Annotated in this window: 23 protein-coding genes; 9 read left to right on the top strand and 14 right to left on the bottom strand. The window is 71.8% G+C overall.

Annotated elements, in window-relative coordinates; translation table 11 throughout:
- Window positions 1-60 precede the first annotated feature (60 nt).
- Window positions 61-1,533, top strand: a complete 1,473-nt coding sequence (locus tag QNA09_RS11405) for a bifunctional phosphatase PAP2/diacylglycerol kinase family protein (protein ID WP_203011872.1) — start codon at window positions 61-63, stop codon at window positions 1,531-1,533.
- Here QNA09_RS11405 and prcA read toward each other — a convergent pair.
- The 6 genes from prcA to arc all read right to left on the bottom strand — a co-directional run bounded on the left by prcA (window position 1,521) and on the right by arc (window position 7,271).
- A complete protein-coding gene (gene prcA, locus QNA09_RS11400) occupies window positions 1,521-2,297 on the bottom strand; it encodes a proteasome subunit alpha (protein ID WP_064066610.1) in 777 nt (258 codons plus the stop codon). The genes QNA09_RS11405 and prcA overlap by 13 nt on opposite strands.
- Window positions 2,294-3,112 (bottom strand): proteasome subunit beta, encoded by an 819-nt coding sequence (gene prcB / locus QNA09_RS11395; RefSeq protein ID WP_017681810.1) that lies wholly within the window; start codon window positions 3,110-3,112, stop codon window positions 2,294-2,296. The genes prcA and prcB overlap by 4 nt, the downstream gene beginning before the upstream one ends.
- Window positions 3,113-3,156: 44 nt before the next feature.
- A complete protein-coding gene (locus tag QNA09_RS11390; RefSeq protein WP_003937722.1) occupies window positions 3,157-3,348 on the bottom strand; it encodes a ubiquitin-like protein Pup in 192 nt (63 codons plus the stop codon).
- A gap of 138 nt (window positions 3,349-3,486) precedes the next feature.
- A complete protein-coding gene (gene dop / locus QNA09_RS11385) occupies window positions 3,487-4,980 on the bottom strand; it encodes a depupylase/deamidase Dop (protein ID WP_010596453.1) in 1,494 nt (497 codons plus the stop codon).
- Window positions 4,981-4,990: 10 nt separating this feature from the next.
- The gene (locus QNA09_RS11380; protein ID WP_203010713.1) at window positions 4,991-5,413 is read right to left on the bottom strand and encodes a nitroreductase family deazaflavin-dependent oxidoreductase; all 423 of its coding nucleotides are present in this window, start codon (window positions 5,411-5,413) and stop codon (window positions 4,991-4,993) included.
- Window positions 5,414-5,486: 73 nt separating this feature from the next.
- On the bottom strand, window positions 5,487-7,271 hold the full coding sequence (gene arc / locus QNA09_RS11375) for a proteasome ATPase (RefSeq protein WP_099527978.1): 1,785 nt from the start codon (window positions 7,269-7,271) through the stop codon (window positions 5,487-5,489).
- Window positions 7,272-7,444: 173 nt separating this feature from the next.
- Here arc and QNA09_RS11370 point away from each other — a divergent pair, with 173 nt between their 5' ends.
- Window positions 7,445-7,927 (top strand): nuclear transport factor 2 family protein, encoded by a 483-nt coding sequence (locus tag QNA09_RS11370; protein WP_140188617.1) that lies wholly within the window; start codon window positions 7,445-7,447, stop codon window positions 7,925-7,927.
- A 24-nt stretch (window positions 7,928-7,951) separates the two neighbouring features.
- Here QNA09_RS11370 and QNA09_RS11365 read toward each other — a convergent pair whose 3' ends face one another.
- Window positions 7,952-8,803, bottom strand: a complete 852-nt coding sequence (locus QNA09_RS11365) for a tRNA (adenine-N1)-methyltransferase (protein WP_010596458.1) — start codon at window positions 8,801-8,803, stop codon at window positions 7,952-7,954.
- Window positions 8,804-8,873: 70 nt separating this feature from the next.
- On the opposite strand from QNA09_RS11365, the gene QNA09_RS11360 reads away from it, so the two are divergent.
- The 3 genes from QNA09_RS11360 to QNA09_RS11350 all read left to right on the top strand — a co-directional run bounded on the left by QNA09_RS11360 (window position 8,874) and on the right by QNA09_RS11350 (window position 12,460).
- Window positions 8,874-9,755: a RecB family exonuclease gene (locus QNA09_RS11360; protein WP_203010712.1), complete on the top strand. Its 882-nt coding sequence runs from the start codon at window positions 8,874-8,876 to the stop codon at window positions 9,753-9,755.
- Window positions 9,752-10,567, top strand: coding sequence for a thioesterase family protein (locus QNA09_RS11355; RefSeq protein WP_010596460.1), 816 nt, complete (start codon window positions 9,752-9,754; stop codon window positions 10,565-10,567). The genes QNA09_RS11360 and QNA09_RS11355 overlap by 4 nt, the downstream gene beginning before the upstream one ends.
- 96 nt (window positions 10,568-10,663) lie before the next feature.
- Window positions 10,664-12,460 carry an alpha/beta fold hydrolase gene (locus QNA09_RS11350; protein ID WP_308072439.1) on the top strand — a complete coding sequence of 599 codons (1,797 nt, stop codon included), beginning with the start codon at window positions 10,664-10,666 and terminating at the stop codon, window positions 12,458-12,460.
- A gap of 22 nt (window positions 12,461-12,482) precedes the next feature.
- On the opposite strand, the gene hisG is transcribed toward QNA09_RS11350, so the two are convergent.
- The 6 genes from hisG to metH all read right to left on the bottom strand — a co-directional run bounded on the left by hisG (window position 12,483) and on the right by metH (window position 19,779).
- Window positions 12,483-13,346, bottom strand: a complete 864-nt coding sequence (gene hisG / locus QNA09_RS11345; protein WP_010596462.1) for an ATP phosphoribosyltransferase — start codon at window positions 13,344-13,346, stop codon at window positions 12,483-12,485.
- A gap of 105 nt (window positions 13,347-13,451) precedes the next feature.
- Window positions 13,452-13,715, bottom strand: coding sequence for a phosphoribosyl-ATP diphosphatase (locus tag QNA09_RS11340; protein ID WP_003937712.1), 264 nt, complete (start codon window positions 13,713-13,715; stop codon window positions 13,452-13,454).
- A gap of 60 nt (window positions 13,716-13,775) precedes the next feature.
- Window positions 13,776-14,663: a pseudouridine synthase gene (locus QNA09_RS11335; protein ID WP_026138018.1), complete on the bottom strand. Its 888-nt coding sequence runs from the start codon at window positions 14,661-14,663 to the stop codon at window positions 13,776-13,778.
- 2 nt (window positions 14,664-14,665) lie between these two features.
- Complete coding sequence (locus tag QNA09_RS11330) at window positions 14,666-15,526, bottom strand: rhodanese-related sulfurtransferase (RefSeq protein ID WP_010596464.1); 861 nt, start codon at window positions 15,524-15,526, stop codon at window positions 14,666-14,668.
- Between the two features lies 1 nt (window position 15,527).
- Window positions 15,528-16,217 (bottom strand): HAD family phosphatase, encoded by a 690-nt coding sequence (locus QNA09_RS11325; protein WP_203010711.1) that lies wholly within the window; start codon window positions 16,215-16,217, stop codon window positions 15,528-15,530.
- Window positions 16,210-19,779 carry a methionine synthase gene (metH, locus tag QNA09_RS11320; protein WP_040269736.1) on the bottom strand — a complete coding sequence of 1,190 codons (3,570 nt, stop codon included), beginning with the start codon at window positions 19,777-19,779 and terminating at the stop codon, window positions 16,210-16,212. The genes QNA09_RS11325 and metH overlap by 8 nt, the downstream gene beginning before the upstream one ends.
- A gap of 51 nt (window positions 19,780-19,830) precedes the next feature.
- Between metH and QNA09_RS11315 the strand changes: the two genes are divergently transcribed.
- From QNA09_RS11315 to QNA09_RS11300, 4 genes are all read left to right on the top strand, one after another.
- Complete coding sequence (locus tag QNA09_RS11315; RefSeq protein ID WP_010596468.1) at window positions 19,831-20,724, top strand: PAC2 family protein; 894 nt, start codon at window positions 19,831-19,833, stop codon at window positions 20,722-20,724.
- Window positions 20,721-21,860, top strand: a complete 1,140-nt coding sequence (locus QNA09_RS11310) for an MFS transporter (protein ID WP_010596469.1) — start codon at window positions 20,721-20,723, stop codon at window positions 21,858-21,860. Before QNA09_RS11315 ends, QNA09_RS11310 begins: the two co-directional genes overlap by 4 nt.
- A 90-nt stretch (window positions 21,861-21,950) precedes the next feature.
- Window positions 21,951-24,458, top strand: coding sequence for a nitrite reductase large subunit NirB (nirB, locus tag QNA09_RS11305; RefSeq protein WP_017681800.1), 2,508 nt, complete (start codon window positions 21,951-21,953; stop codon window positions 24,456-24,458).
- Window positions 24,455-24,790, top strand: coding sequence for a Rieske (2Fe-2S) protein (locus QNA09_RS11300; RefSeq protein ID WP_010596471.1), 336 nt, complete (start codon window positions 24,455-24,457; stop codon window positions 24,788-24,790). Before nirB ends, QNA09_RS11300 begins: the two co-directional genes overlap by 4 nt.
- On the opposite strand, the gene QNA09_RS11295 is transcribed toward QNA09_RS11300, so the two are convergent.
- Window positions 24,777-25,628: a DUF4436 family protein gene (locus QNA09_RS11295; RefSeq protein WP_172603596.1), complete on the bottom strand. Its 852-nt coding sequence runs from the start codon at window positions 25,626-25,628 to the stop codon at window positions 24,777-24,779. The two genes, QNA09_RS11300 and QNA09_RS11295, sit on opposite strands and share 14 nt — an antisense overlap.
- Window positions 25,629-25,792 lie beyond the last annotated feature (164 nt).

The raw sequence follows: 25,792 nt of genomic DNA, 5'->3' as shown, positions 1-25,792 counted from the left end.
CGACAGTACCGCGCGGAATCACCGAGCATGAGCCGCAACGGGATTACCGTCGAACCCGTGATGTTCGCCCCCGCACTGTTGACACGCCTGGACCGGTCCCTGTTCGCGGGCAGCGCCGCCCTGCGGCCCTCCCCCGCCGACCCCGTGCTGCGCGGCCTGAGCCGCGCCGCCGACCACGGTCGGCTGTGGCTGGGCTGCGCCGCGGCGTGCGCCGCGATGGGCGGACGGCCCCGGCGCGGCGCCGTCCGCGGCCTGCTGGCCCTGGGCGGGGCCAGCGCCCTGGCCAACGGGGTGCTCAAGCCGCTGCTGCCGCGCCGCCGCCCCCCGGCCCGGCAGGACGGGCCGCTGCGCCGCTCGCTGCCGACGCCACGCTCGTCGTCGTTCCCGTCCGGGCATTCGGCGTCGGCGGCGGCCTTCGCCACCGGGATGGCCCTCGAATCCCCGCTGGCGGGGGCCGTGCTCGCGCCGGTGGCCGCGGCGGTCGCCTACTCCCGGGTGCACACCGGGGTGCACTGGCCGGCCGACGTGGTCACCGGCGTCGCCCTCGGCACGGCGGTGGCCCTGGCCACACGGCGCTGGTGGGCGGTCCGCACCGAGGAGCCCGCCCGGCTGGGCCCACCCGCCCCGGCCCCCGCCCTGCCGCAGGGCCGGGACCTGCTGGTGCTGGTCAACCCCGACGCGGGCCGGGACGACGGCGCGGACGCGATCGCCGCGGCGCTGCCCCGGGCACGGGTGATCGTCCTCGACCCGGACCAGGAGTTCACCGCCCAACTCGACCGGTACGTCGCCGAGCACGCCCCCGCGGCGCTCGGCGTACACGGCGGGGACGGCACCGTGCGGGCCGCGGCCGGCGCGGCCGTGGCGCACGGCCTGCCGCTGGCGGTGTTCCCGGGCGGCACCCTGAACCATTTCGCGCGCGACGCCGGGCTGCTCGACCTGGAGCAGACCGTGCGCGCGGTCGAGCGCGGGCAGGCCCAGCGCGTGGATCTCGGCCGGGTACAGGTCGACAGGTCCGGGCCGGAGGGTGGCCCGGTGTTCGTCAACACCGCCAGCGTGGGCGGCTATCCGGACTCGGTGCGGCTGCGCGAACGCTGGGAGCCGCGGATCGGCAAGTGGCCGGCCGCCGCGGCGGCGTTGGCCGCGGTCCTCGCGACCGCGAGCCCGCTGCGGGTGTCGCTGGACGGGGTGCCCACCGCGGTGTGGTTGCTGTTCGTCGGCAACGGACGGTACGCACCGGACGATCGGGTGCCGATGTCACGGCCCCGCCTCGACACCGGGACCCTGGACGTGCGGTATCTGCGGGCCGATCTGCACTGGTCGCGGACGCGACTGCTCGCGGCCGCGGCCACCGGCAGCCTCGCCGGGTCCCCGATCCACGTGCGGCGCGATGCGCCGGCGCTGTCGGTGCGGGTGCGTGACGGGCGGGTCGCCCTGGCCACCGACGGTGAGGTCCTCGCCGAGGGCACGCGGTTCGAGTTCCGCAGCGCCCCCGGCGCGCTGACCGTCTACCGGCCCGTCGATCAGGAACCCTGAGCGGGCTCCGCTCCGTCCGCCCCGGCGGTGTCACTGCCCGCCCCGGCGGTGTCACTGCCCGGCAGCAACTGGTCGAGCGCGGCGCCGGTGATGCGGCGGAACGCGCGGCGCGGGCGGGGCTTCTCGAGCACCGCCACCTCGAGTTCGGCGCGGCCGAGCACCCGGGTGCCGTTCTCGGGTCCGGCGGCGGGCACCTGCTGCAAGGCCTGCACTGCGACCTGCACCGCCTCGGCGAGGGACAGCCCCGGCCGGTACGACTCGCGTAGCGCGGTGGCGATGGGTTCGGTGTGCCCACCCATCACCACGAACTGCGGTTCGTCGACGATCGACCCGTCGTAGGTGATGCGGTACAGCTGCGCCGTGTCGGCGGACTCGGCGCGGCCGACCTCGGCGACGCAGATCTCCACCTCGTACGGCTTGGGCTGCTCGGTGAAGATGGTGCCCAGGGTCTGGGCGTAGGCGTTGGCCAGCGACCGCACGGTCACATCGCGCCGGTCGTAGGAATAGCCGCGCATGTCGGCGTGCACGATCCCGGCGCGCCGCAGGTTCTCGAACTCGTTGTACTTGCCGACCGCGGCGAATCCGATGCGGTCGTACAGTTCACTGACCTTGTGCAGGGCCTTCGACGGGTTCTCGGCAACGAACACCACCCCGTCGGCGTAGATCAGCACGACCACACTGCGGCCCCGCGCGATGCCCTTGCGCGCCAGTTCCGAGCGATCGCGCATGATCTGCTCGGCGGACGCATAGTACGGCAGCGTCACAGCGCACCTCCCTGCCCGGACTCGGTGACGGTGCGGTCCGCGACGACGGTGCGGGCCAGCTCGGACAATGTCTGCTCCGGTACCTCGACAGCGCCGTCGGCGGTGATGACCACCGCGGTGGGATAGATGCCGCGGGCGGTGTCCGGGCCGCCGGTGGCGGTGTCGTCGTCGGCGGCGTCGTAGAGGGCCTCGACGACGGTGCGCAGCGCCGCCGCCTGGTCCGCGTCGGCGCGGTAGAGCTTCTTGAGCGACGACTTGGCGAACAACGACCCCGAGCCCACCGCGTGGTAGCCGGCGCGCTCCTCGTAGCGGCCCCCCACCACGTCGTAGGACACGATCCGGCCGGCGCGCTGCGGGTCCGGTGCCTCGAGGTCGTAGCCGACCAGCAGCGGGACCACCGCCAGGCCCTGCATCGCGGCCCCGAGGTTGCCGCGCACCATCGACGACAACCGGTTGGCCTTACCGTCGAAGGTCAGCGGGACACCTTCGATCTTCTCGTAGTGCTCGAGTTCCACCGCGAACAGGCGCACGAGCTCGACGGCCAGCCCGGCGGTGCCGGCGATCCCGGCCGCGGAGTAGCTGTCGGTGACGAACACCTTCTGCACGTCCCGGCTGGCCACCATGTTGCCCATGGTGGCGCGCCGGTCACCGGCGATCAGCACCCCACCGGCGAACGTCACCGCGACGATCGTGGTGCCGTGCGGGGCGATGTCCGCGTCGGCGCCGCGCAGCCCGGGACGGTTCTCCGGCAGCAGTTCCGGCGCGTGCAGGCGCAGGTGGTCGGAGAACGAGGACAGCGGGGAACCGAACGGCATGTGCGGCGGGTGGACGGGGAACGGGATCGGCGAACGCTCCGCTGTCACTGGCCGCCCTTCTGCACGTACGCACGCACGAAGTCCTCGGCGTTCTCCTCGAGCACGTCGTCGATCTCGTCGAGCAGGTCGTCGGTCTCGGCCGCGAGCTTCTCGCGTCGTTCCTGACCGGCACCGCCGTCGCCGACGACCTCGTCGTCGTCGCCTCCGCCACCGCGTGTGGTCCGCTCCTGAGCCATAGCGGTCGACCTCCTCGTTCGTTCGTGGGGCCCGCCCCGGCCGCGACCGGCGCGAGCACCGACTGCTCGGACCTCCACCCTACCGAGCAGATGCGACACTCCGCGCGACTACGCGCGTGTCGCGCCCGCCCGGGCGGGTCAGCTGGTCAGTTCGTCGACCAGCGCGGCCGCCGAATCCACCGAGTCGAGCAACTTGCCGACGTGCGCGCGGCTGCCGCGCAGCGGCTCGAGGGTGGGGATGCGCACCAGCGATTCGCCGCCCAGGTCGAAGATCACCGAGTCCCAGCTGGCGGCGGCGATGTCGGCGCCGAACCGGCGCAGGCATTCGCCGCGGAAGAACGCGCGGGTGTCCGACGGCGGGGTATGCACCGCGTCGAGCACATCCTGCTCGGCGACCAGGCGCTCCATCGAGCCGCGGGCGACGAGCCGGTTGTACAGGCCCTTGTCCAGCCGCACGTCGGAGTACTGCAGGTCCACCAGATGCAGCCGCGGTGCCGACCACGCCAGGCCCTCCCGGTTGCGGAACCCCTCGAGCAGGCGCAGTTTCGCCGGCCAGTCCAGCAGGTGCGCGCAGTCCATGGGGTCGCGTTCGAGCAGGTCGAGGACCATCGCCCACTTGTCGAGGATGTCGCGGACCCGCTTGTCGTCGGTGCCGTCGTGGAACGTCGCGACCCGCTCGTGGTAGATCCGCTGCAGGGCCAGGCCGGTCAGCTCCCGGCCGTCGGTCAGGGCCACGGTCTTGCGCAGCGTGGGGTCGTGGCTGATGTGGTGCACGGCGGTGACCGGCCGCGCCAGCTGCAGATCCGACAGGTCCACACCGGCCTCGATCAGATCCAGCACCAGCGCGGTGGTGCCGACCTTGAGGTAGGTCGACATCTCGGCGAGGTTGGCGTCGCCGATGATCACATGCAGGCGCCGGTACTTGTCGGCGTCGGCGTGCGGCTCGTCGCGGGTGTTGATGATGCCCCGCTTGAGGGTGGTCTCGAGCCCGACCTCGACCTCGATGTAGTCGGCGCGCTGCGACAACTGGAATCCGGCCTCGTCGCCGGACTGGCCGATGCCGACCCGGCCGGAGCCGGTGATCACCTGCCGGGAGACGAAGAACGGGGTCAACCCCGCGACCACCGCCGAGAACGGCGTGTCGCGGGCCATGAGGTAGTTCTCGTGGGTGCCGTACGAGGCGCCCTTGCCGTCGACGTTGTTCTTGTACAACTGCAGGCGCGGCGCGCCGGGCACGCTCGAGGCGTGCCGGGCGGCCGCCTCCATCACCCGTTCGCCGGCCTTGTCCCAGATGACCGCGTCGAGGGGGTCGGTGACCTCCGGCGCCGAGTACTCCGGGTGGGCGTGGTCGACGTACAGCCGGGCGCCGTTGGTGAGGATCATGTTGGCGGCGCCGACCTCGTCGGCGTCGATGACCGGGGCCGGGCCGTTGAACCGGCCCAGGTCGAAGCCGCGGGCGTCGCGCAGGGGGGATTCGACCTCGTAGTCCCAGCGGGTGCGCTTGGCGCGGGGCACGCCCTCAGCGGCCGCGTACGCCAGCACCGCCTGGGTGGACGTGAGGATCGGGTTCGCTGTGGGCTCGTTGGGTGAGGAGATCCCGTACTCGACCTCGATGCCGATGATCCGCTGCATGACGTCGAGGTTAGGCGATCGGCGCCGGGTCGGGCGGGCCGGGACGGGCGGAAGGTGGGGCGACGGCGGTGTCGAGAAACTCCACCGAGCCGGTCGCGCGCAGAACCTGGCGGACCCCGGGCGGCGCCCAGCCCGCCGTCGGGTCGCGGCCGAGGACGGGGTCGACGAGGTCGAGACGGCGGCCGCGGTGGTGCAGGGTGCAGCCGCCCGCGGCACGCACGTTGCGCACCCAGTCGGTCCGGGAACCGTAGGTCAGTGCGATGCGGTAGCCGCCTGCGCGGCCGAACACCAGCACCGGGGTGCGATAGCGGCGCCCGCTGCGCCGGCCGCGATGTTCGACGACCGCCGTGCCCGGCAGGTGCCCGGCGACGGGCCGGGCGAGCCGGTTGGTGACCACCCGGTTGAACCGGGCGAGGGCAAAGGGCAGCGGCACGCTCACCCTCCTGCCGGTCGCGTCGGGGCCCGGTGGGGCCGCCGCTCGGTGCGGCGGCCCCACCGGGACCGCGTCACAGGTACTGGCCGGTGTTCGACTCGGTGTCGATCGCCCGGCTGGCGCTGGCGTTCTTACCGGTGACCAGGGTACGGATGTAGACGATGCGTTCGCCCTTCTTGCCCGAGATCCGTGCCCAGTCGTCCGGGTTGGTGGTGTTGGGCAGGTCCTCGTTCTCGGCGAATTCGTCGACGATGGAGTCGAGCAGGTGCTGCACCCGCAGACCCGGTGCCCCGGTCTCGAGCACCGACTTGATCGCGTACTTCTTGGCGCGGTCGACGATGTTCTGGATCATCGCCCCGGAGTTGAAGTCCTTGAAGTACAGGACCTCCTTGTCACCGTTGGCGTACGTCACCTCGAGGAAGCGGTTCTCCTCGCTCTCGGCGTACATCCGGTCGACGACCCGTTCGATCATCGCGCGCACGCACGCACCGCGGTGCCCGCCGAACTCGGCGAGGTCGTCGGCGTGCACCGGCAGTCCCTCGGTGAGGTACTTGGAGAAGATGTCCAGTGCCGCCTCGGCGTCGGGCCGTTCGATCTTGATCTTCACGTCGAGCCGGCCGGGCCGCAGGATCGCCGGGTCGATCATGTCCTCCCGGTTGGACGCGCCGATCACGATGACGTTCTCGAGGCCCTCGACACCGTCGATCTCCGACAGCAGCTGCGGCACCACCGTGGTCTCGACGTCGGAGGACACCCCGGAGCCGCGGGTGCGGAAGATCGAGTCCATCTCGTCGAAGAACACGATCACCGGGGTGCCTTCGGACGCCTTCTCCCGCGCCCGCTGGAAGATCAACCGGATGTGGCGTTCGGTCTCGCCGACGAACTTGTTGAGCAGTTCGGGGCCCTTGATGTTGAGGAAGTAGGACTTGGCCTCCTTCGAATCCTCGCCGCGGGCCTCGGCGATCTTCTTGGCGAGCGAATTGGCGACGGCCTTGGCGATGAGGGTCTTGCCGCAGCCGGGCGGGCCGTAGAGCAGCACCCCCTTGGGTGGGCGCAGCGCGTATTCCCGGAACAGGTCCTTGTGCAGGAACGGCAGTTCCACCGCGTCGCGGATCTGTTCGATCTGCCGGCCGAGGCCACCGATGTCGTTGTAGTCGACGTCGGGAACCTCTTCGAGGACGAGGTCCTCGACCTCGGCCTTGGGGATGCGCTCGAAGGCGTACCCGGCCTTGCTGTCGACCAGCAGCGAGTCGCCCGGCCGCAGCTTGAACGACGCTTCGGTGTCCTCGCCGCCCTCGCCGACCTCGACGATCCCGGCCGCGGCTGCCGCCGCGGCGGCCAGCGGCGCGGCCAGCCACACGATGCGTTCCTCGTCGGCGTGTCCGACCACGAGGGCGCGGGTGCCGTCGTCGAGGACCTCGCGCAAGGTGGTGATCTCCCCGACCCGCTCGAAGCCGCCGGCTTCGACGACGGTCAGCGCCTCGTTCAACCGGACCGTCTGTCCGGAGACGAACGACTCGGGTTCGAGGTTCGGGGACACGGTGACCCGCATCTTGCGGCCGGAGGTGAACACGTCCACGGTCTGGTCGTCGTAGATGCCGAGCAGCACCCCGTAACCGCTGGGGGGCTGACCGAGCCGGTCGACTTCCTCGCGCAGGGTGATCAGCTGCTGGCGGGCCTCTTTGAGGGTGTCCATCAGCTTGCCGTTGCGCACGGTCAGGGAGTCGATCCGGGCCTCGAGGTCACGGACCTGTTCGGACGGTTCGACGAGCCGCCGCCGCAGGGCGGTCGCCTCGGCGCGCAGCGCTTCGAGTTCTTGTGCCGCCGCAACCGAATCCGGGTTCTCTGTCGAGCTCATGTGCGACTCCCTCCACTATCGGTCATTCCACGCTACCGGCAGACGGCCGACTGTGTGGTGCGACGCGAAATCGGCATGCGGCGAATGCGTGTCGGATTCCTCACGGCGGCGATCCAGGACCCCGCGACCGATGTTAGCCTTGCCTTTCTCGCAGCCGGGTCGAAAGGACTTCCGTGACCACTCGCACCAGGTGGGCAGCTGCCGCCGTCGCCGCCACCGCACTGACCGCGCTGCCGGCCTGCGCCACCGGCGACTCCACCGGTGCCGGCGGGTCGTCCACCGCCGTCCAGTCCACCGCCGTCCAGTCCACCGCCGCCCCGTCCGCCGCGTCCGCGGCCGAACTCGACGCCGTGCTGGCGACGTTCTTCGACCCGGCGGTGCCGGCGGCCGACAAGACCGCGATCGTCGAGAACGGCGCGGCGCGGGCCGCGCTGCTCGAACAGTTCAACGGGGTGCTCGCCGGCTACCCGCTCACCGCCGACGTCGACACCGTCGAGTCCGTCGACGGCGACACGGTCACGGCGACCGTGCAGGTCACCGGCCCGCACGGCGGCGCCCCGATGCCGATGACGTTCGAGCGGGAGGACGGAACCTGGCACCTGGCGGACGAGAGCACCTGCCAGGTCCTGGCGATGGGGTCCCTGACCTGCCGGTGACCGAGCGCTCGGCCCCCGGCCGGATCAGCCCTTGCTCGGCCGGCGCTGCGGCTTCGGCGTGACGGTGCCCTCGGCGAGACGGCGGGCGCTGACCAGGAACGCGGTGTGCCCCTGCATCCGGTGCTCCGGCCGCACCGCCAGACCCACCACGTGCCAGCCGCGCACCATCGACTCCCACGACCGCGGTTCCGTCCAGCAGGTCTGCTCCCGCAGCGCCTCGACCACCTTCGACAGCTGAGTCACCGTCGCCACGTACACGATCAGCACCCCACCGGGCACCAGCGCCTTCGCCGCCGTCGGCAGAGCATCCCACGGGGCCAGCATGTCCAGCACCACCCGGTCGACCGGACCGTGCCGGTCCAGGTCGTAGTCCGCGACGTCCCCCACCGTCAGATCCCAGTTCCCGGGACGCTGCCCGAAGAAGGTCTCGACGTTGCGCACCGCATGCTCGGCGTGATCCTCGCGCACCTCGTAGGACACCACCCGGCCGGTCGGTCCCACCGCCCGCAGCAGCGAACAGGTCAGCGCACCCGAACCGGCACCGGCCTCGAGTACCCGGGCGCCGGGGAACACATCACCCTCGTGCACGATCTGCGCGGCGTCCTTCGGGTAGATCACCTGCGCCCCACGCGGCATGGACAGCACGTAGTCCGTCAGCAGCGGCCGCAACGCCAGATACGGGGTGCCGTTCGTGGAGGTGACGACGCTGCCCTCGTCCGCGCCGAGCAGCGCGTCGTGCAGGATCCCGCCCCGGTGGGTGTGGAACTCCTTGCCCGCCTCGAGCACCACCGTGTACTTGCGGCCCTTGGCGTCGGTGAGCTGCACCCGGTCACCGACCTCGAACGGTCCGCTGCGCCCGAGTCCACCTGCTGCCATCGCCGTATCCACCTTCGTCCGCTCCACCGGGACCGACACCGTGTCGGTCCCGGGCCATACCCTGCCAGGTGTGAACCCGGCCGCGACCACGCCCCCCACCGACGACCGGCCCGCGGCACCGCGGCCACCGGCGCTGTCGCCGTCCCGTGCCGCCGACTTCAAACGCTGCCCCCTGCTCTACCGGTTCCGGGCGATCGACCGCATCCCGGAGGTCCCGTCGCGAGCCCAGCTGCGCGGCAGTCTCGTCCACGCAGCCCTCGAAGCGTTGTTCACCCTGCCCGCCGCCGACCGGCTGCCCGCCCCCGCCGCCGAGCTGGTGGCACCGGCCTGGCGGCGGCTCGTCGAGCACGAACCCGCCCTCGCCGAGGTGATCGGCGAGGACCAGCGCGACCGGTTCCTCGCCGAGGCCCGCGCCCTGCTCGCCCGCTACTTCACCCTCGAGGACCCCACCGCGTTCACCCCCGAGGCGTGCGAGCTGCGGGTGGAGACCGACCTGGACGACGGGCCGCGGCTGCGCGGCTTCGTCGACCGGCTCGACATCTCCCCGCAGGGCCTGCTGCGCGTGGTCGACTACAAGACCGGCCGCTCCCCCCGGCCCGACGGCGAGGCGGCGGCACTGTTCCAACTGAAGTTCTACGCCCTGGTGATGCTGCGCACCCGCGGCGTGGTGCCGGCGCGGCTGCGACTGCTGTACCTCGCGGACGGACAGGTGCTCGACTACACCCCCGACCGGGACGAGCTGCGCCGCTTCGAGACCACCCTGCGCGCCCTCTGGGCGGCCGTGCGCACCGCGACCGACGCACAGGACTTCCGGCCCAACCCGGGACCGCTGTGCCGGTGGTGCGATCATCGGGTGCGGTGCCCGGCATTCGGCGGCACCGCCCCGCCCTATCCGGACCGCCCGGACGAACACGCCGGTGCGGACCGCACCGAGGAGGAGACGAACGAGTGAGCGACGCGGCGTACTTCGTGCCGATCGACGGGAGCAACCCCAGCGCCGACGTCGAACGCTTCCAGCCCACCGCGCACACCGTCAGCACGTGGGCACCGACGATGCAGCACGGCGCCCCGCCGTCCGCGCTGCTGGCCCGCGCCCTCGACCGCCACGGCCGACGACCCGACGCCCGACTGACCCGCATCTGCGTCGAACTGCTCGGCCCGGTGCCGCTGACCGAGATCGAGGTCCGCACCCGCATCGACCGCCCCGGCCGCAAGGTCGAACTCGTCGTCGCCGAGCTGTGGGCCGCCGGCCCCGACGGCACCGCCCGCGCCGTGGCCCGCGGCACCGCCTGGCGCATGCAGACCACCGAACTGCCCGAGGTCGCCCACACCGCCGACGCGCCGCTGCCGCCACCCGCTCGCGGCACCGTCGAACACCCCGACGCCGACTTCTGGCAGACCGGGTTCGTGCGCACCCTGGACTGGCGCACCATCACCCCCATCGGGGCGCCCGGGCCGTCGGCAGCGTGGCTGCGCACCGACGTCGCACTCGTCGAGGGCGAAGCCCCCACCCCCGTGGAGCGGCTGTTCACCGTCGCCGACGTCGCCAACGGTGTCGGCTCCAAGCTCGACCCCGCCGAGTGGACATTCCTCAACACCGACCTGACGGTGCACCTGTTCCGGGAACCGACCGGCGAATGGATCGGCATCAGCGCCGAGACCTCCACCGGCCCGGACGGGGTGGGCATGACCGCCGGCGTGCTGTACGACGAGGACGGCGCCGTCGGACGGATCGCGCAGACCGTGCAGGTCCGCCCCCGCTGACCCCGCCGCGGGCACCGACCACCGATCACCGGGCGGACGCCCGCGGACCGTGCCACACTCGACCGGACATTTCGGTCGGCGCCAGGGGAGGACGACATGCCCGCGACCGGTCCCCACCGCCGAGCCCGCGCCGCCACCGCCGCGCTGCGCACGGCACCGTGGTGGACGTCCGTGCTCCTCGGACTCGTCTGTCTGCTGCTCGGCCTGCTGCTCACGACGAGACCGCTGACCTCACTGTCCGCGCTGGGCCTGCTGATCGGCCTGGCCGCGATCACCGCCGGCGCCGCCGACCTGCTCGCCGCGCACCGCTCCCACGCCGGTGCGGCGGCCATCGCCACTGCCCTCGCCTGGATCGGGTTCGGCATCGTCGTCCTCGCCTGGCTCGGCCGGACCCTGGATCTGCTCGCCCCCGCCGTCGCGCTCGCCCTCGTCGTCGGCGGCGCCCTGCGTCTGGCCCGCGCCGCCCGCGGCGACCTCGACGAGCGACTCACCACCGCAGTCCTCGGCCTCGCCGACATCGTGTTCGGTGTCCTCGCCTGGCGCTGGCCCGACGTCACGGTCCTCGTCGTCGCCTTCCTGTTCGGCATCCGCACCGTGTTCTTCGGCCTCACCCGCATCGGCGACGGACTCGCCGCCCTCGACGACCGCACCCCCGGCCCCACCCCGACGGCGCCCCGCCGCACCCCGGCCCGGTACCGGCGACCGGCCGTGGCGGTTCTCGCGCTGCTCGTGGCCGTCGCCGCAGCCGGCGTCGCGGTCCGCCTGCGCGCCGGCTCCCCCGTCGTCGACGCGTTCTACACCGCACCGCACCGGATGCCCGATCATCCCGGCGCGCTGCTGCGCGCCGAACCGTTCACCCGCGCCGTCCCCGACGGCGCCGAGGCCTGGCGCATCCTCTACACCACCACCCGCGACGACAACCAGCCCGCCGTGGCCAGCGCCCTGGTCGTGGTCGCGAAGAACGCCCCGCCCGGACCTCGACCGGTGATCGCCTGGGCCCACGGGACCACCGGTTTCGCCGAACCCTGCGCGCCCACCCTCCTCGACGACCCGCTCGGCGCCGGCGCCCTGCCCGCCGAGTCCGCGCTCCTCGACCGCGGCTGGGCTCTGGTGGCCACCGACTACGTCGGCCTGGGCACCGCAGGCCCGCACCCGTACCTGATCGGGCAGGGCGAAGGACGCTCGGTGCTCGACGCTGTGCGCGCAGCCCACCAGCTCGACCACCTCGACCTCGCCGACCGCACCGTCGTGTGGGGGCACTCGCAGGGCGGGCACGCGGCCCTGTGGGCGGGGCTGCTCGCCCCCACCTACGCCCCGGACACACCCGTCGCCGGGATCGCCGTGATGGCCCCCGCCAGCGACACCGTCGCGCTGACCACCGGACTCGACACCGTTCCCGGCGGCAGCGTGTTCGCCTCGTACGTCCTCGCCGCCTACACCGCGGTCTACGACGACGTCGACGGCGACACCTACGTCGGGCCCGCCGCCCGCACCCTCGTGCGCGAGATGGCGACGAGGTGCCTGTCCGAACCCGCCGTCTACGTCTCGGTCCTGTCGGCACTCTCGCTCAGTCGCGACCGATCCGTGCTGCGCACCGACCCCACTACCGGACCCCTCGGCCGCCGCCTCGCGGAGAACGTCCCCACCGGCACGATGGCCGTGCCCGTCCTGCTCGCGCAGGGCGCCACCGATTCCCTCGTCACCGCCGCCGTGCAGGACGGCTACGTGCGCGACCGCTGCGCCGAGAACTGGGCCCTGGACTACCGCACCTATCCCGGCCGGGACCACCTCGGGCTCGTCGCCGTGGACTCCCCGCTCGTACCCGACCTGCTCACCTGGACCGAACAGCGTCTCGCCGGCACCGCCGCCCCCGGCACCTGCCCCGGGCGCTGACGCGCCGGGCGCTCGGCCGCGGCTACTCGACGCCGCGCATCGCGCGGCACGACCGGATGTCCGTGGCCAGGATCGCCCGCGCCCCGATCCCGGCGAGCCGATCCATCACCGCGTTGTGACCCTTGCGCGGCACCATCGCCCGCACCGCCACCGACGAATCGTCGGCCAGCGGGGAGATCGTCGGTGACTCCAGCCCCGGCGTGATCTGCACGGCCTCGTCGAGCACCGGCTTGGGGCAGTCGTAGTCGAGCATCACGTACTGCTGCGCGAACACCACGCCCTCGATGCGGGCGACGAGCTGATTGCGCGCCGAATCCCCGCGGCTCGCGCCCTCCTGTTCGATCAGCACACCCTCCGAGTCGCACAGCGACTCCCCGAACGCCACCAGATCGTGCTGGCGCAGCGTCCGGCCCGAGCCGACGACATCGGCAATCGCGTCGGCGACGCCGAGCTGAATGGAGATCTCCACCGCACCGTCGAGACGGATCACCGTCGCCTCGATCCCCCGCGCCGCCAGGTCCCGCCGCACCAGATTCGGATACGAGGTGGCGATCCGCAGACCGGCCAGATCCTCGACCTTCCAGTCCCGGCCCCTGGGCGCGGCGTACCGGAACGTGGAGTACCCGAAACCCAGCGCGAGACGCTCGGTGACCGGCGCCGCCGAATCCAACGCCAGATCGCGGCCGGTGATCCCCAGATCGAGCTCGCCGGACCCGACGTAGATGGCGATGTCCTTCGGGCGCAGGAAGAAGAACTCGACGTCGTTGACCGGGTCGATGACGGTCAGATCGCGCGAGTCGGTGCGGCGCCGGTATCCGGCCTCACGCAGGATCTCGGCGGCGGACTCGGACAACGAGCCCTTGTTCGGAACTGCGACGCGCAGCATGGACGGTCCTTTCGGCAACGGTGCGAACAGCAAGGGGCGGGAAAACGTGCGGGAGGTCTCGCGGGCACGACGGCCGGCCACGGGCCACGGCCCGGCGGCGCGCCGTCACAGATGCTTGTAGACGTCCTCGAGCTTCAGTCCCCGGCCGACCATCAGCACCTGCACCCAGTACAGCAACTGCGAAATCTCCTCCGCCAGCTGTTCGTCGCTCTGGTACTCGGCGGCGATCCACACCTCGCCGGCCTCCTCGATCACCTTCTTGCCCTGGGCATGGACCCCGGCGTCGAGGGCGGCGACGGTGCCGGACCCCTCGGGACGGGTGACGGCACGCTCGGACAGCTCGGCGAACAGGGAATCGAAGGTCTTCACGGGGGTTCATTGTTTCATGACCGCGGCACGCTCCCGCACCCAGTGTCCCCCGCCGGACCGTCAGAACCCGAGGGTGAGGCCGCTGTCGAACCGGCGCCGCCGCCCGGTGCGCGGATCGTCGAACTCGACGGTCCGCGCCAGCAGGCGCAACGGATCGGAGAAGTCGTCCGGCGCGCGGCGCCGCAGCCGCGGATAGAAGTTGTCCCCCACGATCGGCGCGCCCAGCGAGTTCAGGTGCAGCCGCAGCTGATGGGTGCGCCCGGTCCGGGGATGGAGCCGGTACCGGGCCAGCGCGCCGCGCCGCTCCACCAACTCGATCCACGTCTCGGAGTTGGCCTCGCCGGGCTCCTCCACCGCCGTGAGCTCACCGTGCCGCTTCCGGATGCGGCTGCGCACCGTGCGGGGGAACTCGAGTCCGGGCCGGTAGGGGGCGATCGCCTCGTACACCTTGCGCACCCGCTGCCGTTCGAACAGCTGCTGGTACAGCCCCCGCAACGCCGGGTCGACGGTGCACAGCAGCACGCCCGCCGTCATCCGGTCCAGACGGTGCACCGGCACCAGCTCCGGCAGACCGAGTTCGCGGCGCAGCCGTACCACCACCGTCTCCCGGATGTGCGCGCCCCGCGGGATCGTCGCCAGGAAGTGCGGCTTGTCCACGACGACCAGCCCCTCGTCGCGGTGCAGGACGGTCACCGGGAACGGCACCGGCACCTCCGGCGGCGGCTCGCGGTAGAAGTACACGAACCGGCCCGGCTGGTAGCCGGTGTCCTCGGTCACCGGCCGGCCGTGCTCGTCGACGAGTTCCCCGGCCGCGACGTGGCGCTGCCAGTCCTCACCGGGTTCGGCGCGGTGCAGGAACCCCAGGATCGTGCGGGCCGGATCGGTCACCGGCAGCCGCAGCCGATCGGGGCCGAGACCGTCGCGCACCGGCAGCGGCGGCGCGGCCACGGTCAAGGCCCGGCCGGGTCCGGCACGCACGCCTCGCACACCAGGCTCAGCTCCCGGCCGTTGATGTCCGGGTGGTTGCGGTAGCGCGAGGTCGGGGCCCCGCACACCGCGCACCGCCCCAGCACCGCCGCCGCGTCCGAGAACTCGACGTTCATCCGGCCGTCGAAGACGTACAGCGAACCCTCCCACAGCCCGTCGTCGCCGAACGTCTCGCCGTAGCGGACGATGCCGCCGTCGAGCTGATACACCTGCTCGAACCCGCGGTTGCGCATCAACGCGGACAGCACCTCGCAGCGCACCCCGCCCGTGCAGTAGGTCACCACCGGCCGCGACTTGAGATGGTCGTAGCGGCCGCTGTCGAGCACCGACACGAACTCGCGCGTGGTCGCCACGTCCGGCACCACCGCCCCACGGAACCGGCCGATCTGCGCCTCGAACGCGTTGCGTCCGTCGAAGAACACCACCTCGTCGCCGCGCTCGCCGATCAACTCGTGCAGCCCGTGCGGCGACAGCGGCACACCACCGCCGACCACCCCGTGCTCGTCGACCTTCACCTCGTGCGGCGCCCCGAACGTCACGATCTCCGGCCGCACCCGCACCGACAGGCGCGGAAAGTCCCGCCCGGTCCCGTCCGACCATTTGATGTCGGCGTCGGCGAACGGCGCGTACGCGCGGGTGCCGCGCACGTACCGCTTCACGGCGGCGATGTCGCCGCCGACGGTGGCGTTGATGCCGTGCTCGGAGATGAGGATGCGGCCGGTGAGCCCGTTCGACGCCGCCAGGGTGTGCTGCCACAACCGGATCGCCTCCGGATCGGCCAGCGGGGTGAACCGGTAGAACAACACGATCTTCGGGATCGCCACCTCAGTACGCTCCGGGCAGGTGCAGCGCGTGCAGGTCCGCGGCGGTCAGCCCGTCCAGACTCTCCCGGAACACCCGTCGCGGCGAGCCGGGCACCTCCGTCAACGACGGCACCACCAGCACCGTGCAGCCCGCGGCCTCCGCGGCCGCCGCCCCGGTGGGCGAGTCCTCCACCGCCAGACAGTGCACCGGATCGAGACCGAGCAGCTGTGCCGCCCGCAGGTACGGCGCCGGGTCCGGCTTGCCGGCCGGCACCTCGTCGCCGCACACCGAATGGTCGAAGTGCTCGCGCCCCAACGTGTCCAGGGCGAACTCGCACAACGCCCGGTCGGTGTTGGTCACCAGCGCGGACCCGAGCCCGGCGGCGCGCACCGCCCCCAGCGTCCGGCGCGCCCCGGGCCGCCACGGCAGCCCCTGCGCGAACAACTCCCCCATGCGCCCGTACAGCCACGCCTTCGCCGCGGCCAGGGCGTCGGGGTCCGGGACGAGATCGAGCGACTCGAACACCGTCCGCAACGCGAACGCGCTCGACGCCCCGATCGTCGCCCGCCGTGTCTCGTCCGTCATGGGCGCGCCCAGGCGCAGCGACAACTCCCGCATCCCGATGTCCCACAACGTTTCCGACTCGAGCAGCGTGCCGTCCATGTCCCACAGGACCGCTCGCAGCGTCGACGTGGCCACCGCGCTAGACATTGAAGTACTTCGCCTCCGGGTGATGCAGGACGAACGCGTCGGTGGACTGTTCCGGATGCAGCTGCAGCTCCTCCGACAGCTCCACCCCGATCCGGTCCGGCTCGAGCAACTCGACCAGCTTGATGCGGTCCTCGAGGTTCGGGCACGCCCCGTACCCGAACGCGAACCGCGCCCCGCGGTAGCCCAGCTTGAAGAACTCGGCCACGTCCGCCGGATCCTCCTCGGCCAGGTTGTGACCGCCGGCGAGCACCAGCTCCTCCCGGACCCGCCGGTGCCAGTACTCGGCCAGCGCTTCGGTCAGCTGCACGCCGATGCCGTGCACCTCCAGGTAGTCCCGGTAGGAGTTCGCCGCGAACAACTCGTTCGCGAAGTCCGCGATCGGCTGCCCCATCGTCACCAGCTGGAACGGCAGCACGTCCACCTGCCCCTTCGCCCGCGCGTCCGCCCGCGACCGCACGAAGTCGGCGATGCACAGGAACCGGCCGCGCTGCTGCCGCGGATAGGTGAACCGGTACCGCTCGGCGGCGTCCGGATGCGGCTCGGCCAGCACCACCACGTCGTCGCCTTCCGACACCGCCGGGAAGTACCCGTACACCACGGCGGCGTGCGCCAGGATCCCCTCGGTGGACAACCGGTCGAGCCAGTACCGCAGCCGCGGCCGGCCCTCGCTCTCCACCAGCTCCTCGTACGTCGGCCCGTCCCCGGTGCGCTGCCCGCGCAGCCCCCACTGTCCCAGGAACAGCGCCCGCTCGTCGATCAGGCCCGCGTAGTCGGCCAGCGCCACCCCCTTGACCACCCGGGTGCCCCAGAACGGCGGGGTGGGCACCTCGAGGTCGGCGGCCACATCGGAGCGTTCCGGCACCTCCACCGGCGTCTCGGCGGCCTTGCGCTTCTCCGCGATCCGCTTGGACCGCTCGTGCCGCGCCTTGCGCTCGGCGGCCTTCTCCTTCGCCGCGACCGCCTCCGGGCTGTCCGGCGCCGGGCCCTCGCCGCGCTTGACGGCCATGACCCGGTCCATCAGATGCAGCCCCTCGAACGCATCGCGCGCGTAGGACACCTCACCGTCGTAGATCTCGGCCAGGTCGTTCTCGACGTACGAGCGGGTCAGCGCGGCACCGCCGAGCAGCACCGGGAACCGCTGCGCCACCCCGCGGTGATTGAGCTCCTCGAGGTTCTCCTTCATCACCACGGTCGACTTCACCAACAGCCCGGACATGCCGATCACGTCGGCGTTCTTGTCCACGGCCGCGTCCAGGATCGTCGCGATCGGCTGTTTGATGCCGAGGTTGACCACCTCGTAGCCGTTGTTGCTCAAGATGATGTCGACGAGGTTCTTGCCGATGTCGTGCACGTCGCCCTTGACGGTGGCCAGCACGATCCGGCCCTTGCCCTCGTCGCCGGTGGACTCCATGTGCGGCTCGAGGTACGCCACCGCCGCCTTCATCACCTCGGCGGACTGCAGCACGAACGGCAGCTGCATCTGCCCCGAGCCGAACAGCTCCCCGACCGTCTTCATCCCCGACAGCAGCGTGTCGTTGATGATCGCCAGCGGCGGCGTCGTCTGCATCGCCTCGTCCAGATCCGCCTCGAGCCCGTTGCGCTCGCCGTCGACGATCCGCCGCTCGAGCCGCTCGAACAGCGGCAGCGCAGCGAGCTCCTGCGCGCGGGACTCGCGCGACGACGCCGCCGACACCCCTTCGAACAGCGCCATCAGCTTCTGCAGCGGGTCGTATCCCTCGCGCCGCCGGTCGTACACCAGGTCCAGCGCCGTCTCGCGCTGCTCGTCCGGGATCCGCGCCATCGGCAGGATCTTCGACGCGTGCACGATCGCCGTGTCCAGCCCCGCCTGCACACACTCGTGCAGGAACACCGAGTTCAGCACCTGCCGCGCCGCCGGGTTCAGTCCGAACGACACGTTCGAGATGCCCAGGGTGAAGTGCACCCGCGGATGCCGGCGCTTGATCTCGCGGATCGCCTCGATCGTCTCGATGGCGTCCCGGCGGACCTCCTCCTGCCCGGTGGAGATCGGGAACGTCAGGGCGTCGACGACGATGTCCTCCTCGCCGAGGCCCCAGTTGCCGGTCAGATCCGCGATCAGCCGCTCGGCGATGCGCACCTTGTGCTCGGCGGTACGCGCCTGACCCTCCTCGTCGATCGTCAACGCGACCACCGCGGCACCGTGCTCGACCACGTGCTGCATGATCCGTTCGAACCGCGAACCCGGGCCGTCGCCGTCCTCGTAGTTCACCGAGTTCACCGCGCACCGGCCCCCGAGATGCTCGAGACCGGCCCGGATCACGTCCGGCTCCGTCGAATCGATCATGATCGGCAACGTCGACGCCGTCGCCAGCCGGCTCGCCAGATCCGCCATGTCGGCGGCGCCGTCGCGGCCCACGTAGTCCACGTTCAGATCCAGCAGGTGCGCGCCGTCGCGGATCTGATCCTTCGCGATGTCCAGGCACTTCTGATGATCCCCGGCGAGCATCGCCTCCCGGAACGCCTTCGACCCGTTCGAATTGGTGCGCTCGCCGATCATCAGGATCGACGAGTCCTGCTCGAACGGCACCGCCGAGTACAACGACGACACGCCCGGCTCCGGCCGGGGAGCGCGTTCGGCGCGCTCGGTCTCGCGCACCGCCTCGGCGACCTGCCGGATGTGCTCGGGGGTGGTGCCGCAGCAGCCGCCGACCAGCGCCAGCCCGAACTCGGCGACGAACCCGCTGAGCGCCTGCGCCAGTTCCTCCGGGGTCAACGGGTACTCGGCGCCGTTGGCCCCGAGCACCGGCAGGCCCGCGTTCGGCATCACCGACACCGGCAGCCGGGCATGCTTGGACAGATGCCGCAGGTGCTCGCTCATCTCCTCCGGGCCGGTGGCACAGTTCAGCCCGATCAGGTCGATGCCCAGCGGCTCGAGCGCCGTCAGGGCCGCCCCGATCTCGCTGCCGAGCAGCATCGTGCCGGTCGTCTCCACCGTCACGTGGGTGACGATCGGAATGCGCCGACCGGACCGCTCCATCGCGCGGCGGCTACCGACGATCGCGGCCTTCGCCTGCAGCAGGTCCTGGCAGGTCTCGACGAGGATGGCGTCGGCGCCGCCGTCGAGCATGCCCAGCGCGGACTCGGTGTAGGCGTCACGCAACACGGCGAACGGGGCATGACCGAGGGTGGGCAGCTTCGTGCCCGGACCCATCGAGCCCAGCACGAACCGTCCCATGCCGTCCGGGCCGGGACCCATCTCGTCGGCCACCTCCCGGGCCAGGCGGGCGCCGCGTTCGGACAGGTCCCGGATGCGATCGGCGATGTCGTAGTCGGCGAGGTTGGGCAGGTTGCAACCGAAGGTGTTGGTGGAAACGGCATCCGCTCCCGCCTCGAAGTACGCCCGGTGGATTCCCCGGATGACGTCGGGCCGGGAGTCGTTGAGAATCTCGTTGCACCCCTCGAGGCCGCGGAAGTCGTCCAGACTCAGATCCGCGGCCTGCAACATCGTGCCCATCGCCCCGTCTCCCACGACAACGCGCTGCGAGAGCGCATCGAGCAAGGCAGAGTGCAATGGGGTGGACATGCGTTCCAGACTAGTGGGCGGCCCGTCCGGCTCTCGCCGTAGGCTGGACAGGTGAGTGCAAGCGAGTTCGCCGAGACCCCGGAACCGGACGTGCCGACCCTGCGTGACCCGGTGCTGGTCGCCGCATTCGAAGGGTGGAACGACGCCGGTGACGCGGCCAGCGGCGCCGTCGAACACCTCGAGCTCATCTGGGACGCCGAACCGTTCGCCGAACTGGACTCCGAGGACTACTACGACTACCAGGTCAACCGCCCCATGGTGCGTCTCGTCGACGGCGTCACCCGCGAGATCGAATGGCCCGCCACCCGCCTGTCGGTGTGCTCGCCGCCCGGCAGCACACGCGACGTCGTGCTGCTGCGCGGCATCGAACCCAACATGCGCTGGCGCAGCTTCTGCGACGCCATCATCGAACTCGCCGACGAGATCGGCGTGCACACCGTCGTCATCCTCGGTGCCCTGCTCGCCGACACCCCCCACACCCGGCCCGTCCCCGTGACCGGCACCGCCTACAGCACCGACGCCGCCAAACGCTTCAACCTGGAAGGCTCGCGGTACGAAGGGCCCACCGGCATCGCCGGGGTCCTGCAGGATGCGTGCGTCCGCGCCGGCGTGCCCGCCGTGTCGTTCTGGGCCGCCGTCCCCCACTACGTCTCGCAACCCCCGAACCCCAAGGCCACCGTCGCGCTGCTGCGCCGCGTCGAAGACGTCCTCGACCTCGAGGTCCCGCTCGGCGAACTGCCGGTCCTCGCCGAGGAATGGGAACAGACCGTCACCGCGATGACCGAGGACGACGAGGAGATCGCCGAATACGTCCGCGCCCTCGAGGAACGCGGCGACGCCGAATCGGACATCTCCGAGGTCATCGCCAAGATCGACGGCGACGCCCTCGCCGCCGAGTTCGAACGCTACCTGCGGCGACGAGGCCCGGGCGGCTTCACCCAGTGAGGGCGGCACGCGCCTCGCTGCCGCGTGCCGCCCTCTACGCCGGAGGATTCCTCGGACCCTTCGGCGGCGGTGTCGTGGCGTCGATGCTGCCGGAGATCGGCGCCTCCACCGGCGTGAGCGCCGGCGCGGCCGCGAGCACCCTCACCGCCTACCTCGGACCGTTCGCGCTGACCATGCTCGTCTCCGGCACCCTCGGGGCACGGTGGGGACGGGTCCGCACCGTCCGCACCGCGTACATCGTCTACGCCGTCGCGTCGCTGGCGTCCGCGCTCGCCCCCACCCTCGGGCTGCTGCTCGCATCCCGGGCCCTGCAGGGCGTCGCCAACGCCTTCACCACCCCGCTGCTGCTCGCGGCGCTCGCCGCGCTCGTCCCGCGGGCCCGCCTCGGCCGCGCCCTGGGCCTGTTCGGGGCGATGCAGGCCGCCGGACAGACCTCGGCCCCGCTCGTCGGGGGGCTGGCCGCCGAGGTCGACTGGCGGTGGGCGTTCGTCGTGATCGCCGTGGCGGCCGCCGTCCTCGCCGTGATCGGCCTGCCCGAGCAGCTGACCGCGCCCACCGGCGAGGCCCCGCCACGGCTGCGCGACGCGCTGCGCCCCGACGTGGTGCGCATCGGGGTCGTCGCCCTGCTCGGTTGGGGAGCACTCGGCGGGTTGAACTTCCTGCTCGCCTTCCGCGCCGAGGACGTCTTCGGTCTGACCCCCACGCAACGGGGCCTGCTCCTGACCGGCTTCGGCGTCGCCGGCATCCTCACCGCCCGCCGGGTCGGCACCCTCATCGACCGCATCGGCGCCCGTCGCACCGTGCTGCTCGGCGCCCTCGCCGGCGCCGGTCTCGTCGTCGTCGTCGGCACCGCCGGACTGCTGTGGCTGGTCGCGGCCGCGTGGTTCGTCGCCGGCATCGCCTCCCAGTGTGTGCTCGTCGGGGTCAACGCCGCCGTCCTCGGCTCCTCGGGCCGCAACCGCGGCGGCGCCGTCTCGGTGGTGCAGGCGTTCCGGTTCTCCGGCGGCGCCGTCGCCCCGCTGGCACTGACCCCCCTCTACGCCGCCGCCCCGGTCGCGAGCTTCGTCGTGCCCGCCCTCGTGCTCGCCGTCGTCGCCCCGCTCGCGATGCCGCGCCGCGACTCCCCCTCCCGCTGACATCCTCACCCCGGCGGCGGTGAGCACTTCCTGACCGCCGCGTAACCCCGGTGCCGCCGAGCCGTCACCGCCCCCGGCAACCCTGGACGCATGACTCCAACCGCGTCGCACCACCACGGCCCGCGCCGGCGCCTGCTCGTCGTCGGCAACGGCATGGCCGGCGCCCGCACCGTCGAGGAGATCCTCGCGCGCGGCGGCCGGGACCAGTTCGACATCACCATGATCGGCGACGAGCCGTACGGCAACTACAACCGGATCATGCTCTCCCACGTGCTGGCCGGGGAGGCCGACGTCGACGACGACCTCGTCCTCAACCCGATGAGCTGGTACCGCGCGAACGGCGTGACCTTGTATGCCGGTGACCGCGCCACCCGTCTCGACCGCTTCGGCAAGACCGTCACGTGCGAGTCCGGCCGGCAGGTCCCCTACGACCTGCTCGTCGTCGCGACCGGATCGAACACCTTCTTCCCCAACATGGACGGGCTGCGTGAACCGGACGGACGGCTCGGCCGCGGGGTCTTCGGCTTCCGCACCCTCGCCGACACCAACGGCATGCTGCAGATGGCCGACGCCCACGACGACGTCCGCGCCGTGGTCGTCGGCGGCGGCCTGCTCGGCCTCGAAGCCGCCTACGGGCTGCGCACCCAGGGCCTGACCGTCACCGTGGTGCACTCGCCCACCCACCTGATGAACCAGCAGCTCGACGAACGCGGCGGCCGGGTACTGCGCACCGAAATCGAACGACTCGGCATCACCGTGCACACCGGCACCCGCACCACCGCCGTCCTGCGCGACGACCGCGGCGCCGTGACCGCCGTGCACTTCGCCGACGGCACCGTCGTCGACACCGACATGGTCGTGGTCACCGCCGGCATCCGTCCCAACACCGAATTCGCCCGCGCCGGCGGCCTCGTCGTCGAACGCGGCATCGTCGTCGACGACCAGATGCGCTGCGAGGAAGAATCGAGCATCTACGCCGTCGGCGAATGCGCCCAGCACCGCGGCGAGGTGTACGGCCTCGTCGCACCCGTCTGGGAACAGGCCGTCGTCCTCGCCGAGCACCTCACCGGCACGAATCCCCACGCCGCGTACGAGGGCTCGCGCACCGGCACCGCCCTCAAGGTCGCCGGCATCGACGTCGTCGCGATGGGCATCAAGGGACCCGAACACGAAGACGACGAGTTCGTCCAGTTCTACGATCCGCGCAGCGGCATCTACAAGAGCATCGTCGTGCGCGACGACCGGCTCGTCGGCGCCATGCTGCTCGGCGACGTGAGCAGAGCCACCACCCTGACCCAGGCCTTCGACGGCAGGATCGAGATCCCCGCGGACCGCGCGGCGCTGCTGTTCGACCTCGGCGACCCGCAGGGCGCCGACGTCGCCGCCGACCTGCCGGACGAAACCCAGGTGTGCAACTGCAACGGCGTCAGCAAGGGTGACATCGTCTCCTGCGTCCACGACGGCGCCGGCACCCTCGCGCAGGTGTGCGCCCGCACCCGCGCCGGGAAGGGCTGCGGCTCGTGCAAGAGCCTGGTCGCCGACATCGTCGCCTGCGCCGCCGGCGGCGCCCTCGCCGCGGACCCCGCCGCGAACTGGTACGTGCCGTGCATCCCGCTCGCCAAGCCGGACCTGATCGCCGAGATCCGTCGCCGCGACCTGCGTGCGGTCTCCCAGGTCTTCGCCGAACTCGCCCCCGGCGGCCGCGAGGAGGCCACCGCCAAGATGCCGCTCGCGTCGCTGCTGCGCACCGTGTGGGGCCCGGACTGGGTCGACGAACGGGGTGCGCTGTTCATCAACGACCGCGTCCACGCCAACATCCAGCGCGACGGCACCTTCTCCGTGGTGCCGCAGATGAAGGGCGGGGTCACCACCCCGGACCAGCTGCGGCGCATCGCCGACGTCGCCGACAAGTACGACGTGCCCATGGTCAAGGTCACCGGCGGCCAGCGCATCGACCTGCTCGGCATCCGCAAGGAGGACCTGCCGAAGGTGTGGGCCGACCTGGACATGCCCTCCGGATACGCCTACGGAAAGAGCTTCCGCACCGTCAAGACCTGTGTCGGCAGCGATTTCTGCCGCTTCGGCCTCGGCGACTCGACCGCGCTCGGCATCGCCCTCGAGGAACGCTTCCAGGGACTCGAGACACCCGCCAAGCTGAAACTCGCCGTGGCCGGATGCCCCCGCAACTGCTCGGAAGCGCTGTGCAAGGACTTCGGCGTCGTCGCGGTCGGCGACGGACGCTGGGAGATCTACGTCGGCGGCGCCGCCGGCGCCCACATCCGCAAGGGTGACCTGCTCGCCGGCCCCGTGTCCGGCGACGACGTCCTGGCCCTGGCCGGCCGGTTCATCCAGTACTACCGCGAGAACGCCGCATGGCTCGAGCGAACCTACGACTTCGTGCCCCGCGTCGGCATCGACCGGCTCCAGGCGCTGCTGGTCCGAGACGAGGAGGACATCGTGACCGGACTCGACGACCGCATCGGCGCCGCCGTCGCGGCATACCGGGACCCCTGGCTCGAACGGACAGCCCCGAAGTCGCCGGCACAGTTCCGTCCCGCGCTGCCGCTGCTCCCGCTGCCGCAGGTGCCGGTCCGATGACCACCACCGAAAGCCGGACCACCGCGCGGGAGTACGAGGTGGGCGCGCTGAGCGACCTGACCCCGGGCGAAGGCCGCACCTACACGGCGGGCGGACGGCAGATCGCCGTGTTCCTGCTCGGCGACGGCACCGTCCGGGCGCTGGACGCGGTGTGCCCACACCGGGGCGGACCGCTCGCCGACGGCCAGATCGACCCCGACCTCGTCGTGTGCCCCCTGCACCAGTACGCGTTCAGGTTCGACACCGGACGGTGCACCGCACCCGGCATCGACCCCGTCCACATCTACCCCGCGCGGGTGCACGACGGCCGGATCGTCGTCACCGTCGGGTGAGCGACGGGTGGCTGTCACGCCACCAGCAGTACACGTACAGCGTCAGCGCGGCGACGAGGGCGGTGACCACCCAGATGGTCACCGCCACGTCGACCCACGACCCGATCGGCGGCGAACCCGGCAGGATGCCTCGCAGCGGAACCACGGCGAACAGCATGGCCGCCATCCAGGCGAGCATGTCGGTTTCGACTGCCCGGCGCCGCCGGAACGTCTGCACCGCGACGAACGCGGCGAGCACCGCGAGGACGACCATCATCAGCAGCAGGATCGCCGCATACACCAGAGTGCCCCCGGTGCGCACGAACACCACCTCGGTGCCGTCCACCCCCTCGGGGAAACCGAGCTCCGGGGCCGCCACGACCGCTCTACGGTCGATCGACCACCCGTCGATGCGGCCGTCGATCAGCACCGCCGACGGCACCGGCTCCCGCTCCGCTCCCTCCCCCACGTCGACCTCCACGACGACCGGCGTGACGTCGAAGACGTCGAACGGCCAGCGGATCGCCTGCCCCCGCGCCAGCAGTTCCACCGGGTAGGCGACAGGCACGGTGTGAGCCGGGAAGAACAACTCCGACTGCGCGACAGCCGGCACGAGCAGCACACTCAGCGGCACGGCGAGCGTGGCCCCGTTCGCATCGAGGAACGACTCCCCGGGATAGATGGTGACCTCCGCATGCACCCGGTCGACCGTCGGCTGCAGCGACTTCATCGTCACCACCACGAGCACCGAGTCGGCAGCCACCTCCACGGGCCGCCACTCCCGCCGTTCGTGCGAACTCACCCCGAACAGGAGGAGTACGCCGGCATACACAGCGATCGCCGCCGCCACCAGCGACATCAGCACAGACCGGCGAGACGGGCGATTCGGACGCGGCGCAGGCACTCCCGGACTGTAGTCCGCAGGTGCCGCCCGGGGGTCTTTGCTTTGTTTGTTGGCGAGTTGTCGTGGGAGGGGTAGCCGTAGCATCCGCCGGAAATCGGGCGGATTTGGCGTATCCGACT

The organism is Rhodococcus sp. AH-ZY2, from assembly GCF_030916465.1.
Lineage (GTDB): Bacteria > Actinomycetota > Actinomycetes > Mycobacteriales > Mycobacteriaceae > Rhodococcus > Rhodococcus ruber.
This window is presented reverse-complemented; position numbering and strand designations above follow the sequence as displayed.